The 12,968-nt window shown below is 59.3% G+C and carries 10 protein-coding genes; 6 read left to right on the forward strand and 4 right to left on the reverse strand.

The window, feature by feature from the left end; translation table 11 throughout:
• Nucleotides 1–29: 29 nt before the first annotated feature.
• Nucleotides 30–1,472 carry an aspartate ammonia-lyase gene (aspA, locus tag BN1124_RS15575; RefSeq protein ID WP_033131853.1) on the reverse strand — a complete coding sequence of 481 codons (1,443 nt, stop codon included), beginning with the start codon at nucleotides 1,470–1,472 and terminating at the stop codon, nucleotides 30–32.
• Between the two features lie 450 nt (nucleotides 1,473–1,922).
• Here aspA and BN1124_RS15580 point away from each other — a divergent pair, with 450 nt between their 5' ends.
• Nucleotides 1,923–2,396 carry an FxsA family protein gene (locus BN1124_RS15580; protein WP_042643344.1) on the forward strand — a complete coding sequence of 158 codons (474 nt, stop codon included), beginning with the start codon at nucleotides 1,923–1,925 and terminating at the stop codon, nucleotides 2,394–2,396.
• 24 nt (nucleotides 2,397–2,420) lie between these two features.
• Here BN1124_RS15580 and BN1124_RS15585 read toward each other — a convergent pair whose 3' ends face one another.
• On the reverse strand, nucleotides 2,421–3,755 hold the full coding sequence (locus BN1124_RS15585; RefSeq protein ID WP_231553661.1) for an MATE family efflux transporter: 1,335 nt from the start codon (nucleotides 3,753–3,755) through the stop codon (nucleotides 2,421–2,423).
• A gap of 241 nt (nucleotides 3,756–3,996) precedes the next feature.
• Between BN1124_RS15585 and BN1124_RS15590 the strand changes: the two genes are divergently transcribed.
• The 5 genes from BN1124_RS15590 to BN1124_RS15610 all read left to right on the forward strand — a co-directional run bounded on the left by BN1124_RS15590 (nucleotide 3,997) and on the right by BN1124_RS15610 (nucleotide 8,762).
• On the forward strand, nucleotides 3,997–4,290 hold the full coding sequence (locus BN1124_RS15590; protein WP_042643346.1) for a co-chaperone GroES: 294 nt from the start codon (nucleotides 3,997–3,999) through the stop codon (nucleotides 4,288–4,290).
• Nucleotides 4,291–4,330: 40 nt separating this feature from the next.
• Complete coding sequence (groL, locus tag BN1124_RS15595; protein ID WP_042643347.1) at nucleotides 4,331–5,965, forward strand: chaperonin GroEL; 1,635 nt, start codon at nucleotides 4,331–4,333, stop codon at nucleotides 5,963–5,965.
• Between the two features lie 95 nt (nucleotides 5,966–6,060).
• Nucleotides 6,061–6,558: a putative pterin-binding protein gene (locus BN1124_RS15600; protein ID WP_042643348.1), complete on the forward strand. Its 498-nt coding sequence runs from the start codon at nucleotides 6,061–6,063 to the stop codon at nucleotides 6,556–6,558.
• Between the two features lie 25 nt (nucleotides 6,559–6,583).
• Entirely contained in the window at nucleotides 6,584–8,515 is a 1,932-nt protein-coding gene (locus BN1124_RS15605) for a putative bifunctional diguanylate cyclase/phosphodiesterase (RefSeq protein ID WP_042643349.1), read from the forward strand.
• A 58-nt stretch (nucleotides 8,516–8,573) separates the two neighbouring features.
• Nucleotides 8,574–8,762 (forward strand): hypothetical protein, encoded by a 189-nt coding sequence (locus BN1124_RS15610; RefSeq protein WP_042643350.1) that lies wholly within the window; start codon nucleotides 8,574–8,576, stop codon nucleotides 8,760–8,762.
• Between the two features lie 69 nt (nucleotides 8,763–8,831).
• On the opposite strand, the gene rluA is transcribed toward BN1124_RS15610, so the two are convergent.
• Entirely contained in the window at nucleotides 8,832–9,500 is a 669-nt protein-coding gene (rluA, locus tag BN1124_RS15615; protein WP_042643351.1) for a bifunctional tRNA pseudouridine(32) synthase/23S rRNA pseudouridine(746) synthase RluA, read from the reverse strand.
• Nucleotides 9,501–9,639: 139 nt separating this feature from the next.
• On the reverse strand, nucleotides 9,640–12,507 hold the full coding sequence (rapA, locus tag BN1124_RS15620; RefSeq protein WP_042643352.1) for an RNA polymerase-associated protein RapA: 2,868 nt from the start codon (nucleotides 12,505–12,507) through the stop codon (nucleotides 9,640–9,642).
• Nucleotides 12,508–12,968 lie beyond the last annotated feature (461 nt).

The raw sequence follows: 12,968 nt of genomic DNA on the forward strand, positions 1-12,968 counted from the left end.
CCGGGAGTGATCCCGGCCCATCGATACGCTTATACGGTAGCTTCGCGGGTGTAACGCTTGGCCTTGTATTGCGGGTTCATCAGGTTCTCGATGGAGAGAATTTCATCCAGCTGTTCTGCGGTCAGCAGGCCGCGATCCAGCACGACTTCGCGGACGTTCTTGCCGGTTTGGGCGCAGATCTTGCCGACGATGTCACCCTCGTGGTGGCCGATGAAGGGGTTCAGGTAGGTCACGATACCGATGGAGTTCAGCACGTGGTTCATGCAGATTTCTGGGTTGGCGGTGATCCCGTCCACGCACTTCTCGCGCAGGGAGATGCAGGCTTTTTCCATCAGGCTCAGGGATTCGAACATGGCCTGACCAATCACCGGCTCCATCACGTTCAGCTGCAGCTGACCCGCTTCGGAGGCGAAGGTGACGGTGATGTCGTTGCCGAATACCTTGAAGCAGGCCTGGTTGACCACTTCCGGGATGACCGGGTTGACCTTGGCCGGCATGATGGAGGAGCCAGCCTGCATTTCCGGCAGGTTGATTTCCTTCAGGGCAGTGCGCGGGCCGGAGGAGAGCAGACGCAGGTCGTTACAGATCTTGGACAGCTTCATGGCCAGACGCTTGATGGCGCTGTGCAGCATCACGTAGGCGCCACAGTCGGAGGTCGCCTCGATGAGGTCTTCTGCCGGAACATAGGCGCGACCGGTGATCTCGGCCAGGCGTTTGATGGCCAGGGCGGAGTACTCGGGCGGGGTGTTCAGGCCGGTGCCGATGGCGGTGGCGCCCAGGTTCACTTCCAGCAGCAGCTCCTGGCAACGCTTGATGGACTTGATCTCTTCGCGCAGGGTGACGGCGAAGGCGTGGAATTCCTGACCCAGGGTCATGGGAACGGCATCCTGCAGCTGGGTCCTGCCCATCTTGAGGATGTTCTTGAATTCATTGGCCTTGGCATCGAAGGAGGCGATCAGCGCTTCGAGGGCAAACAGGGTGGTGTCGGTGCTGTTGACCACGGCCACGCGGAAACCTGTGGGGTAGGCGTCGTTGGTGGACTGGCACTTGTTGACGTGGTCGTTCGGGTTGATGACGTCGTAACGACCCTTCTCCAGACCCATCAGCTCGAGGGCGATGTTGGCCAGCACTTCGTTGGTGTTCATGTTGACGGAGGTACCGGCGCCGCCCTGATAGACGTCGACCGGGAACTGGTCGAAGCATTTGCCGGTGTTCAGCATCAGATCACAGGCTTCGATGATCTTGTCGGCGATTTCGGGACGGATGGTGCCCAGCTCACCGTTGGCCAGTGCGGCGGCCTTCTTGGTCAGCACCATGCCACGGACAAATTCGGGAACGTCAGAAATCTTCTGAGTGCTCAGCTTGAAGTTCTCGACCGCGCGCAGGGTGTGGACGCCGTAATAGAGATCGTTGGAAACTTCTTTGGTGCCCAGCAGGTCTTCTTCAATGCGGACGTTCTTGATGTCGCTCATTGTAATGCCTCAGAAATCAGATAAATGGAAATAATCCTCACCGAGTGGTCGCGACTTCCTTCACGCACGGTTCATCCTGAAGCACCACAGATCGAGTGGGGCAGTTGGGAGCCTGTTGCTCCCTGTTTAATAACTGATGTGGATATTACCTCAATTGAGGTACCTGATATTAGACCTGGATCACTAAATTTGAGACAGCCCCAAAGATCTTGTGGTCATTAAACAGATATTGCAATCGAGCGATTAACTGTGACAGAACAGCCACTTCAATCCCAGTTGGGCGGGGAAATATTTCTCCGGATCCGGGGCCACATCACCCGGCAGACTTGAAAAAGGGGGATGACACCCCATTTTATGGGTAAGAAACCGATACGATGATGGGTCGCGGCGCTCGATTTTCCGCAGGTCGCATCGATCGCAGGTTCATTTATTCACCGCACTGAGGTTGTTATGGGCAAGTTGTTACTGTTGTTGGTCGGCCTGGTATTGCTGGAGCTCACCGTGATGATCGAGGTGGGCTCCGTGATCGGCGCCCTGCCGACTGTGGGCTTGCTGGTGCTGACCGCGGTGCTGGGCTCTTCCCTGGTGCGCAGCGAGGGGCTCAAGACCCTGTTCAGTGCCCAGCAAAAAATGCAGCAAGGGGAGATGCCGGGTCGCGAGGTGATGGGGGGCATGATGCTGGCGTTGGCCGGTCTGCTGCTGATCATTCCGGGCTTCGTCACCGACTTCTTCGGGATCCTGCTGCTGCAGCCCTGGCTGCGCAACAGATTGGCCGACAAGCTGGTGGGCAGCAGTCAGTTCAGGATGCAGATGGGGGGCTTCCCGCCACAGCAACCGCCCTTTGGTGCAGGTCCGACCGATGGCCCAGGGCTGGATAAGCGTGGCGGCACCACCATAGAGGGTGAATTCGAGCGTAAAGAGTAGGTTGCCGTGGAGAGGCCGTGCCGATCAGGGCGTACCCTGATGGCACAGCCTCTCGAACCTGCGGTGGGCATAGGCCCATGCCAACAGGCCCGCCGCCAGGTTCGCCAGCAGTATCCCCAGATAGATCCCCTGTTCTCCCCCCAGCTTTGCCCCCAGCCAGGCCCCTGGCAGCAAGAAGACAAATAGCCGCATCCCGTTGAAGACGAATGAGACAGCCGAGGCCCGCACGCCGTTGAGCGCGGATGCCAGCAGCATCACCATGCCCTGGAAGCCGTAGCCGATGGGGACCAGGTGCAGGTAGAGCACGATCAGCCGCACCACCTGGGGTTGATCGCTGAACAGGCCGGCGACGAGGGGGGCCAGCAGCCAGACGAGGCCATAGACGACGAGCTGGAACAGCAGGGCAAAGCGCATGCACAGCAGCAGCGCCGCCTTGGCGCGCGCCGGGCTGCCCGCGCCGCAGTTCTGGGAGATGAAAGGGGCCAGCACCGAGGAGAGCGCCATCATCACGATCAGCAGCAGGGCTTCTACTCGTGACGCGGCTCCGTAGGCGGCCACCACCTCGGTGCCCAGCCCGGCGAAGATGATCATCAGCACGGCATTGGCCAGCGGGTTGAGCATGTTGGTGAAGGAGGCAGGCACCGCCACGTGCAACAGGGCGCGCCAATGAGCCAGCAGCCGTGGGCGTGGGGACAGGTGTCGCAACAGCAGTCCCTCTCGCTTGCGCAGGATATGGAGGCTGACCAGAGTCGCCATCAGCCAGGAGAGGGAGGTGGCGATGGCAGCGCCGCGAATGCCCCACTCGGGGAAGGGCCCTATGCCGAAGATGAGCAGGGGGTCCAGCACGCCGTTGACCAGGCCGGCCACGGCCATCACCAGGCTCGGGGTCTTGGTATCCCCGGTCGCCCGGATGGCGGCGTTACCGACCATGGGCAGCGCGAGCAGGGGCACGGTGAGATACCAGATCAGCATGTAGTCGTGGATCAGCGAGATGAGCTCGCGGCTGGCCCCGAGCAGGGTGAAGAGGGGGACTATGGTGAGGGCGCCCAGTGCGGAGAGCAGGGACACCAGCACGACGGCGAGGAACAGACAGTCCGTGGTGATGCGAGCCGCCTCGTCGTGGCGCCCCTGACCCAGGGTATGGCCGAGCAGGGCGGAGAGTCCTGCCCCCAGCCCCATGGTCAGGGAGGTCACCACGAAGGTCACCGGAAAGGTGAAGCTGATGGCGGCCAGCGCCTCTGTGCCCAGCAGGCCGATGAAGAAGGTGTCGACCAGATTGAAGGCCAGGATGGCGATGATGCCGAGGATCATGGGGCCCGTCATGCGCAGCAGCACTGAGGGCATGGGATCCGTCAGCATGGGATTGGGTCGGCTCAAGGGATTGTCTCTGTTTGCAGCTGGGCCAGCATGGCGGCCGCGTCCATCCCCCTTCCTGATTGGGGCGAGATCCATCAAAGATCTTCATAGTACGTGAAAAAATTTTTTTTGTATTTGCCCTTGAAGGGCAATCCAAATTGCCCCAGATCAGGGACATAACAAATTTGGCCGACTGCGGCCATTCCTCAAGCAACACAAGATACTCATTTTGGGAGAGTTATCGATGAAAATTCGTCCACTGCACGACCGCGTCATCATCAAGCGCATCGAAGCTGAAGCCAAATCCGCTGGCGGCATCGTCTTGACTGGCACCGCGGCCCAGAAGTCCACCCGTGGTGAAGTTCTTGCCGTGGGGACTGGTCGAATTCTGGACAATGGCGATATCAAAGCCCTCGCCGTCAAGGTGGGTGACAAGGTGATCTTCAACGAAGGCTACGGTGTGAAGACCGAGAAGCTGGATGGCCAGGACGTGCTGATCCTGTCCGAGACCGACATCCTGGCGATTGTCGAAGAGTAATCATTCCCTTTTCCCCGAATTGATTTAAGGACTCAAGAACATGGCAGCTAAAGAAGTTAAGTTTGGCAACGAAGCTCGCATCAAAATGCTGGAAGGCGTCAACATCCTGGCCGATGCCGTCAAGGTGACCCTGGGCCCGAAAGGCCGCAACGTGGTACTGGACAAGTCCTTCGGCGCACCGACCATCACCAAGGATGGCGTCTCCGTTGCCCGCGAAATTGAGCTGGAAGACAAGTTCCAGAACATGGGCGCCCAGATGGTCAAGGAAGTTGCTTCCAAGGCCAACGACGCCGCCGGTGACGGTACTACTACCGCAACCGTACTGGCTCAAGCCATCGTCAACGAAGGCCTGAAGGCCGTTGCCGCCGGCATGAACCCGATGGATCTGAAGCGCGGTATCGACAAGGCCGTCGTGGCTGCCGTCGCCGAGCTGCAGGCGCTGTCCACTCCTTGTGCCGATAGCAACGCCATCGCCCAGGTAGGTACCATCTCCGCCAACTCCGACGAGAAAGTGGGTGCACTGATCGCCGAAGCCATGGACAAAGTCGGTCGTGACGGCGTCATCACCGTTGAGGACGGTCAGGGCCTGGAAGATGAACTGGCTGTCGTTGAAGGCATGCAGTTCGACCGTGGCTACCTGTCCCCCTACTTCGTCAACAAGCCGGAAACCGGTGCCGTCGAGCTGGATGATCCCTTCATCCTGCTGGTGGACAAGAAAGTGTCCAACATCCGCGAAATGCTGCCGGTGCTGGAAGGCGTGGCCAAGGCGGGCAAACCGCTGCTGATCGTCGCCGAAGACGTGGAAGGCGAAGCGCTGGCGACCCTGGTGGTCAACACCATGCGTGGCATCGTGAAAGTCGCTGCCGTCAAGGCGCCGGGCTTCGGTGACCGTCGCAAGGCCATGCTGCAAGACATCGCCGTGCTGACCGGTGGTACCGTGATCTCCGAAGAAGTGGGGATGGAGCTGGAGAAGGCGACCCTGGAAGATCTGGGCCGTGCCAAGCGCATCGTCATCACCAAAGAAAACACTACCATCATCGATGGCGTGGGTGATGCTGCCCTGATCGAGAGCCGCGTTGCTCAGATCCGTCAGCAGATCGAAGAGACCTCTTCCGATTACGACCGTGAGAAGCTGCAAGAGCGCGTAGCCAAACTGGCTGGCGGTGTTGCGGTGATCAAGGTTGGTGCTGCCACCGAAGTCGAGATGAAAGAGAAGAAGGCCCGCGTTGACGACGCCCTGCACGCAACTCGCGCCGCCGTGGAAGAAGGTGTGGTTGCCGGTGGTGGTGTGGCGCTGGTACGCGTTGCCGCCAAGCTGGCTGGCCTGCGTGGTGACAACGAAGACCAGAACGTGGGTATCAAGGTTGCCTTGCGCGCCATGGAAGCTCCGCTGCGTCAGATCGTCATCAACGCCGGTGAAGAAGCCTCCGTCATCGCCAACGCGGTGAAGAACGGCGAAGGCAACTTCGGCTACAACGCTTACACCGAACAGTACGGCGACATGCTGGCCATGGGCATCCTGGATCCGACCAAGGTGACCCGTTCCGCCCTGCAGTTTGCCTCTTCCATCGCCGGCCTGATGATCACCACAGAGTGCATGATCACCGAGCTGCCGAAGAAAGACACCCCTGCCATGCCTGATATGGGTGGCATGGGCGGCATGGGTATGATGTAATCCCGCCATTGTTAACGAACGGCCCGCATTTGCGGGCCGTTTTTTTTAGCACTACTAGAATGAGTCTATTGATAGTGAAATCATCTGAGGTGAGCATGCGAAATTTAGGCCTGATTCCATTACTGTTTTCTCTTGTCATGCCCACCCTGGCATGGGCGACTCCGCAAGGGCCAGTGATCCTCAAGGTGACGGGCAACGTGGATCCCGCCGACCAGGCGGATGGGGAAGTCGCCTTTGACATCGCCATGATCCAGGCGCTGCCGCAGCACGAAATCGTGACGAGCAACCCCTGGGTGGACAAGCCGCACAAGTACGTGGGACCAAAACTGGCGGACCTGATGACGGCGGTTGGGGCCGAAGGCAAGAGTATTACCCTGACGGCCTTGAACAGTTTCCAGATCCGGGTCAACTGGGATAAGGTCAAACAATATGATCCTATTCTGGCCTGGCAGGACGACGGCATGACCATGCGGGTACGTGACAAGGGACCGCTCTGGTTTATCCTGCCACTGGACAAGTATCCCGAACTCAAGCGCTCTGAATTCACCGACATGATGATCTGGCAACTGAGTTCAATCGACATTCAGCAGTAATGATGGTGGCTTGCGGGGGCATGGGTTGAAAACGAAGACCAGGGCTTGGCCCTTACTCGGCGTTCTTTATCTATCCATTCTGTTGTTCACGGGTAGCACTCTGTATTGCCTGGTGCAGATACAAAATGCGACCCGGGTGATGGAAAAGTACACCTACGACGTCTCCTGGGCATTGATGCAGCTCCAGCTCGAGCTGGGCCGCTTCCTCAATGCGGTCGAAATTTATCATTACGGCGGTATCGATCATGAGGCGCTGCTGCTGCGCTACGACATCCTCTGGAGCCGGACGCCGGTCCTTCTGAGTGGCCAGCTTCGAAAGAGTCTGACAGACAATCAGAAGACGCTGCGCCTGGTGAAACTGACCGAGAGCAATATCCGGGAACTGGAACCCAAGCTGGCCGATCTCAAACCCGGCACCCCGGATTACCAGCAGATCATGATGACGCTGGCCCCCCTGCAAGAACCCTTGTCCTACTCTCTCGCCTCCGTCATGCAGAACAACATCAACGTCTATTCGGGTAATGACAAGCGCTTCGGCCAGTTGCGTAACGCCTTGTTGTTCATGGTGTCTGGTCTGGTGATCTCCGTCATCCTGCTCAGTGGCTTGCTGATCCGCGAAGCCAGGCGCCACTTCAGGATGGCCCGTGTCGACCCCCTGACCGGGCTGGCCAACCGACTGGCGCTGCTGGAGAAGATGGAGTCTTACGTCAGCCGCGATACGCCGTTCGGACTGGTGCTGGTCGACATCAACGATTTTCGGGACATCAACAGCAAGTTTGGCTACAGCACCGGGGATCTCCTGTTGCGGGAGCTGGCGAAGCGGCTGCGCGCCCTGTGTGAAAATGGTGAGTGGGTGGCCCGTCTCGGGGGCGATCAGCTGGCCATGCTGCAGCGGGAAGGGAGCGATCTGCGCCATGTCAGGGAGTTGGTGGCGAGAGTGCTGCACTCCCTCAAGCAGGACATTCTCATCGACAACTATCCGTTTAGGCTGGAGGTGGGGATCGGCATCGCCTTCTTCCCCATGGACAGCAACCAGACTCAGGAGCTGCTCAGCCGGGCGGAGCAGGCCCTGTCCCACAGTCGCAAGACCCATGTGCCCTATGTCATCTATGACAACTCCCTGCTCAACGAGACGGTCAGGCGCAAGCATCTAGCCTCCGACATGGTGATGGCGCTGGAGCACAACGCACTCGAACTTTATTACCAGCCCATCGTCAACCTGGAGACGGGTCGCTGCGAGGCGGTCGAAGCACTGCTGCGCTGGCGTCATCCCGAGCTGGGCTTCATTCCGCCAAACGAAGTGATCCAGGTCGCGGAGGAGTTTCAGCTGGCGGAGAAGCTTGGCAGCTGGATCTTGAATACCGCCTGCGAGCAGTTGCATAAGTGGCAACACCTGGGGCTGGTTGATCTGCAGATGTGCGTCAACATCTCCCCCGGTATGTATCAGCGCAACTTGTTGAAACTGGTGGCCAAGGCCTTGATGGATCATCACATTCCCGCCGCTAGTCTGGTGCTGGAGGTGACTGAGGATACCTCAATGCGCGAGGTGAAGAATTCCCTGCAGCTGATGCAGGATCTGAACCAGCAGGGAGTTCAGCTGGCGCTGGATGATTTCGGTACCGGCTACTCTTCCCTGAGCTATCTGCAGAAGCTGCCGGTGAGCAAGGTGAAGATCGACAGATCCTTCATCCAGGGAATCGACATCTCCATCGAGGCAGCCGAGCTGGTTGCCAACATCTGCCGCATGGGCACCATGCTGGGCAAGAAGCTGGTATGTGAAGGCATTGAGACCCAGGGTCAGCTCGATGTACTGCGCTCTCTGACCGACATTCATCTCTACGGGCAAGGCTATCTGTTCAGTCGCCCCGAGCAGGCGGCCAAGGTCTATCAGACCTTGCTGGAGATGGAAGAGCGCTGGCTGACGCAACGTGTTCCGGACAAGGCCTATTTGATCTGAGTGATATCCCTCATGTCTGGCTTGTCTTGGCCGATAGAGCTTAGGCAGGAGGTACACAATGGATATTTCTAGCTCTGCATCTACGTCATATGGTTCTGCCTTGATGACGGCCAGTCTGGCGAAAAAACAGCAGCTTCAGGACGGGGAAACCGCGCTGAAGTTGCTGCAGACTGCCGCCCAACCCACCCAGGCGCCGGCTACATCGGCAACGGGGTCGCTGGGAAGCAACATCAACATTCACGTCTGACCCCAATGAAAAAGCCCCCATCGGTTGATGGGGGCTTTTTTTATTCAAATCCTAAGCCAGCGATCTGGCTTAGAGCGGGAAGGGGGCCGGCGCCTCGAAGCTCATCCGCTCGCCACTGCGGGGATGAGTGATGGTCAGCATGGCCGCATGCAGATAAAGATGCGGAGCCGCCGCAAGGGCTTCGGGATGGGCATAGAGGTTATCCCCCAGGATGGGGTGACCCAGCTCCAGCATGTGGACCCGCAGCTGGTGCGATCGCCCAGTGATCGGCGTCAGCTTGATCAGGCTGTTGCTGTTCTCCACCTTCAGCTTCTCCCACAGGGTCAGGGCATGGCGCCCCTCCTCGAAGTCCACCTTCTGCCTTGGCCGGTTGGGCCAGTCCACGCAGAGCGGCAGATCGACCTGACCGGAGTCGGCTTGTGGCTCGCCCCACACCCATGCGAGATAGTGCTTCTCGGTTTCCCGTTCACGAAATTGCCGACTCAGTTCCCGATGAGAATTCGGGGTGAGGGGAATGACGATAACGCCCGTGGTGGACATGTCGAGGCGGTGAGCCGCCGCCGCCTTGGGGTGCTGCTGCTTGACGCGATACAGGACGCTGTCTTCATTTTCGGGCCCGCGCCCGGGGACGCTGAGCAGGCCGGTGGGCTTGTTGACCACCATGATGTCCTTGTCCTTGAACAGGATATCGAGCCAGGGGTCCTGCGGCGGTGAGTATTCAAATGTAGCGTCTTGCATCTTTAATCCAAGGGGCAGGCCCCATCAGTGACTTAGTTATGGATGACCACGATAAATAAAGTGCATGGCATCCAGCCTGAGCCTGAGCCTGAGCCGGATCGGGTCGCTGCCGATCCGGTTATGCACCTTCACTACCTTGTCAGTTATGGGTAACCACGATAAAGCGGATAGCATCCAGCTTGAGCTGGGTCTGGTCGATCAGGTGATGCAATTCTGCCTGCAAGTTGCGCAAATAATCCAGTTCGCTGTCGCGCACGTTCGGATTGACGGCCTTGAGGGCCTCCAGCCGATCGAGATCCTGCTGCAGGGTCTGCGCCATCTGACCGCGAGCCTTGTCCACTATACCGGCCTTCAGCTCTTCGGCGATGATCTGGCCCTTGCCGATCAGGCCGTGGATCACCGGTTGGGACGCGGTCACTAGCTTGCTGCCAAGGTGGCGATTGACCGGGGTCAGCTGGCGGTTGAAGGCATCGAACGCCACCTTCTCGCCGAGGTTCTGGCCATTCTTGTCCATCAGCAGCCGGATCGGAGTCGGCGGCATGAAGCGATAGAGCTGGGGATGGGCGGCCGATTCAGCGACGAAGATCAGCTCCAGCAGGATGGAACCGATCGGCAGTGCCTTGTTCTTCAGCAGGGCGACCGAGGTCGCGCCAATCTCGGAACCCAGGATCAGATCGATGCCGCCGCGCATGATGGGGTGCTCCCAGGAGAGCAGCGCCATGTCGTCCCGCGCCAGGGCGATGGGGCGATCGAAGGTGACCGTCATGCCATCCTGGGGCAGGCCCGGGAAGCTCGGCACCAGCATGTGATCGCCGGGGGTCAGTACCAGTGCATGCTCACCTCTGTCGTCCTGATTGACGCCGATCTCGTCGAACATCTTGAGGGCAAAGGAGATCATGCCGGTGTCGTCATCTTCGGCGGTCAGCTTGTCGACCAGGGCGCGGGCGGCATCGCCCCCGCTGGAGTGGATTTCCAGCAGGCGATCGCGGCCCTGTTCCAGGCGGGACTTGAGCGGCTCATGCAGCTCACGGGTCTTGACCAGCAAGGCATCCAGCGCCGCTTGTTCGCCGTCATTGGCGGCCAACAGCTCGAACAACTCCTCGCGCACGGCTTCAAATACCGGGCGAGCGGTAGGGCAGGTCTGCTCGAAGGCATCCAGGCCATCGTGATACCAGTCCAGCAGCGCGCGCTGGGCGGTGCCTTCCAGATAGGGGACGTGGATCTCGACGGTGTTCTGCTGACCGATGCGATCGAGACGGCCGATGCGTTGCTCCAGCAGATCCGGGTTGAGCGGCAGATCGAACAGCACTAGATGGCTAGCAAACTGGAAGTTGCGGCCTTCGGAGCCGATCTCGGAGCAGATCAGCACCTGGGCGCCGCTCTCTTGCTGGGCAAAATAGGCGGAGGCCTTGTCCCGCTCCAGGATCGACATCCCTTCGTGGAATACGGTGCCACGGATGCCCTCACGGGTACGCAGCGCCTCTTCCAGTGCGAGGGCGGTGGCGGCCTCGGAGCAGATCACCAACACCTTCTGCTGGCGGGCGCCGAGCAGCAGCTCCAGCAGCCAGTCGACCCGAGGATCGAACTGGGTCCAGCTGGCGTTGTCACCCTCGAACTGCTGGAAGATCTTCTCCGGATAGAGGTAGCGCAGGGCGCGGGTCTGCAGATCGCCACCATTGCCACCCATCATGCCCATCACCTTGATGGCGGTCTTGTACTGCTCCGGCAGCGGCATGGGGTAGACGTTGAGGTGGCGCTCCGGGAAGCCCTGGATGTTGGCGCGGCTGTTGCGAAACAGCACCCGGCCGGTGCCGTGCTGATCGAGCAGCTTGTGCACTGCCTGCTGGCGGGCGGTGGCATCGCTCAAGTCCAGCCCTTCAAGCTGGCCCGCGAGAGTCTGCTTGGCTTCATCACTCAGAGGATCCCCTGCCAGCAGGGCTTGTGCGGCGCTGGCGACCCGGCCATAGGCCTGTTCCTCGGCGAGGAAGGCGTCGTAGTCGTAGAACCGCTCGGGATCGAGCAGGCGCAGACGGGCGAAGTGGCTCTGGTGGCCGAGTTGATCCGGGGTGGCGGTCAGCAGCAGCACGCCCGGCACCTGTTCGGCCAGGGCTTCCACCATTTCGTAGGCGCGGCTCGGCGCCTCTTCGCTCCACTCCAGGTGGTGGGCCTCATCGACGACCAGCAGATCCCACTCGGCTTCCAGCACCTGCTCGAAGCGGCGGCGCTTCTTGCGCAGGAAGTCGAGGCTGCAGATCACCAGCTGTTCCGTCTCGAACGGATTCTCGGCGTCTGCGAAGGCCTCGATGCAGCGCTCCTCGTCAAACAACGAGAAGTGCAGGTTGAAGCGGCGCATCATCTCGACCAGCCACTGGTGTTGGAGCGTCTCCGGCAACAGGATGAGGACGCGCTGGGCACGGCCGGACAGCAGCTGCTGATGGATGATCATGCCCGCTTCTATGGTCTTGCCCAGACCCACTTCGTCGGCCAGCAGCACGCGCGGGGCATAACGATGTCCCACTTCGTGTGCAATATAGAGCTGATGTGGGATCAGGCTGACCTTGCCACCGGCCAGGCCGCGGGTCGGATTACGGCGACGCTGGTGCTGGTTGATCAGGGCTTCGTAGCGCAAGGTAAAGCGCGACATCCGATCGATCTGACCGGCAAACAGGCGATCTTGCGGCTTGTTGAACTTGATGAAGTTGCTGAGGAACACTTCCTTGAGGACGACGGGCTCATCGGTGTCGGTACGTGTGCCTACATATATAAGCAGCCCATCCTTCTCCTGCACTTCCTCGACCAGCATGGTCCAGTCTTCGTGACTGGCTATCTGATCGCCCACATTGAAGCTGACCCGGGTGACCGGCGCCTCTTCTTTGGCATACATGCGGTTTTCACCGGTAGCCGGAAACAACAGGGTAACCATGCGTCCTTCAACAGCAACGACAGTTCCCAACCCCAGATCCGTCTCTGTATCACTAATCCAACGCTGGCCAAGTGCAAAAGGCATTAAACTCTCCAAAGCCCAAGAGTGTGAGAATCGCAAAGGGGCGCTATGTTACCCGAAGGCGGGATCTCGATCATCATGGTTGTGGCGATCGGGAAAACCAATTCGATGCAACCTTGATCTATCGACAGTGCCACCTTGCAAATCAAGACCACTTCTTCTCACTAGAGTCTCTCGTTGCGGACTTAAACATCATTCTGGATAATTAATGAACGGTTGAACTCGAAATGCGAATTTAATGCGAAATCGCCCTTGCCAATCTGATCCAGCTCCCTATAATGCGCCTCCATCGACAGGGCAAGCGGCAACGCAATCAAGCCAAGTCGGTGCCTCGAAAAGCCTCTGAAAATAAGGCTTGACTCGAGAAGGCGGTTGAGTAGAATGCCACTCCCGCAGCAGCCAAAAGCTGCGTCGCTCTTTAACAATTTGAATCAAGCAATCTGTGTGGGCACTCACAGCATCGA

The sequence above is a fragment of the Aeromonas eucrenophila genome, assembly GCF_000819865.1.
GTDB lineage: Bacteria > Pseudomonadota > Gammaproteobacteria > Enterobacterales > Aeromonadaceae > Aeromonas > Aeromonas eucrenophila.

Bases quoted from the DNA above. Each gene is read 5' to 3' on its own strand.
- aspA (WP_033131853.1), bottom strand. From the start codon at position 1,472: ATGAGCGACATCAAGAACGTCCGCATTGAAGAAGACCTGCTGGGCACC.
- BN1124_RS15585 (WP_231553661.1), bottom strand. From the start codon at position 3,755: ATGCTGACGGATCCCATGCCCTCAGTGCTGCTGCGCATGACGGGCCCC.
- BN1124_RS15580 (WP_042643344.1), top strand. From the start codon at position 1,923: ATGGGCAAGTTGTTACTGTTGTTGGTCGGCCTGGTATTGCTGGAGCTC.
- rluA (WP_042643351.1), bottom strand. From the start codon at position 9,500: ATGCAAGACGCTACATTTGAATACTCACCGCCGCAGGACCCCTGGCTC.
- rapA (WP_042643352.1), bottom strand. From the start codon at position 12,507: ATGCCTTTTGCACTTGGCCAGCGTTGGATTAGTGATACAGAGACGGAT.
- BN1124_RS15610 (WP_042643350.1), top strand. From the start codon at position 8,574: ATGGATATTTCTAGCTCTGCATCTACGTCATATGGTTCTGCCTTGATG.
- BN1124_RS15590 (WP_042643346.1), top strand. From the start codon at position 3,997: ATGAAAATTCGTCCACTGCACGACCGCGTCATCATCAAGCGCATCGAA.
- BN1124_RS15600 (WP_042643348.1), top strand. From the start codon at position 6,061: ATGCGAAATTTAGGCCTGATTCCATTACTGTTTTCTCTTGTCATGCCC.
- groL (WP_042643347.1), top strand. From the start codon at position 4,331: ATGGCAGCTAAAGAAGTTAAGTTTGGCAACGAAGCTCGCATCAAAATG.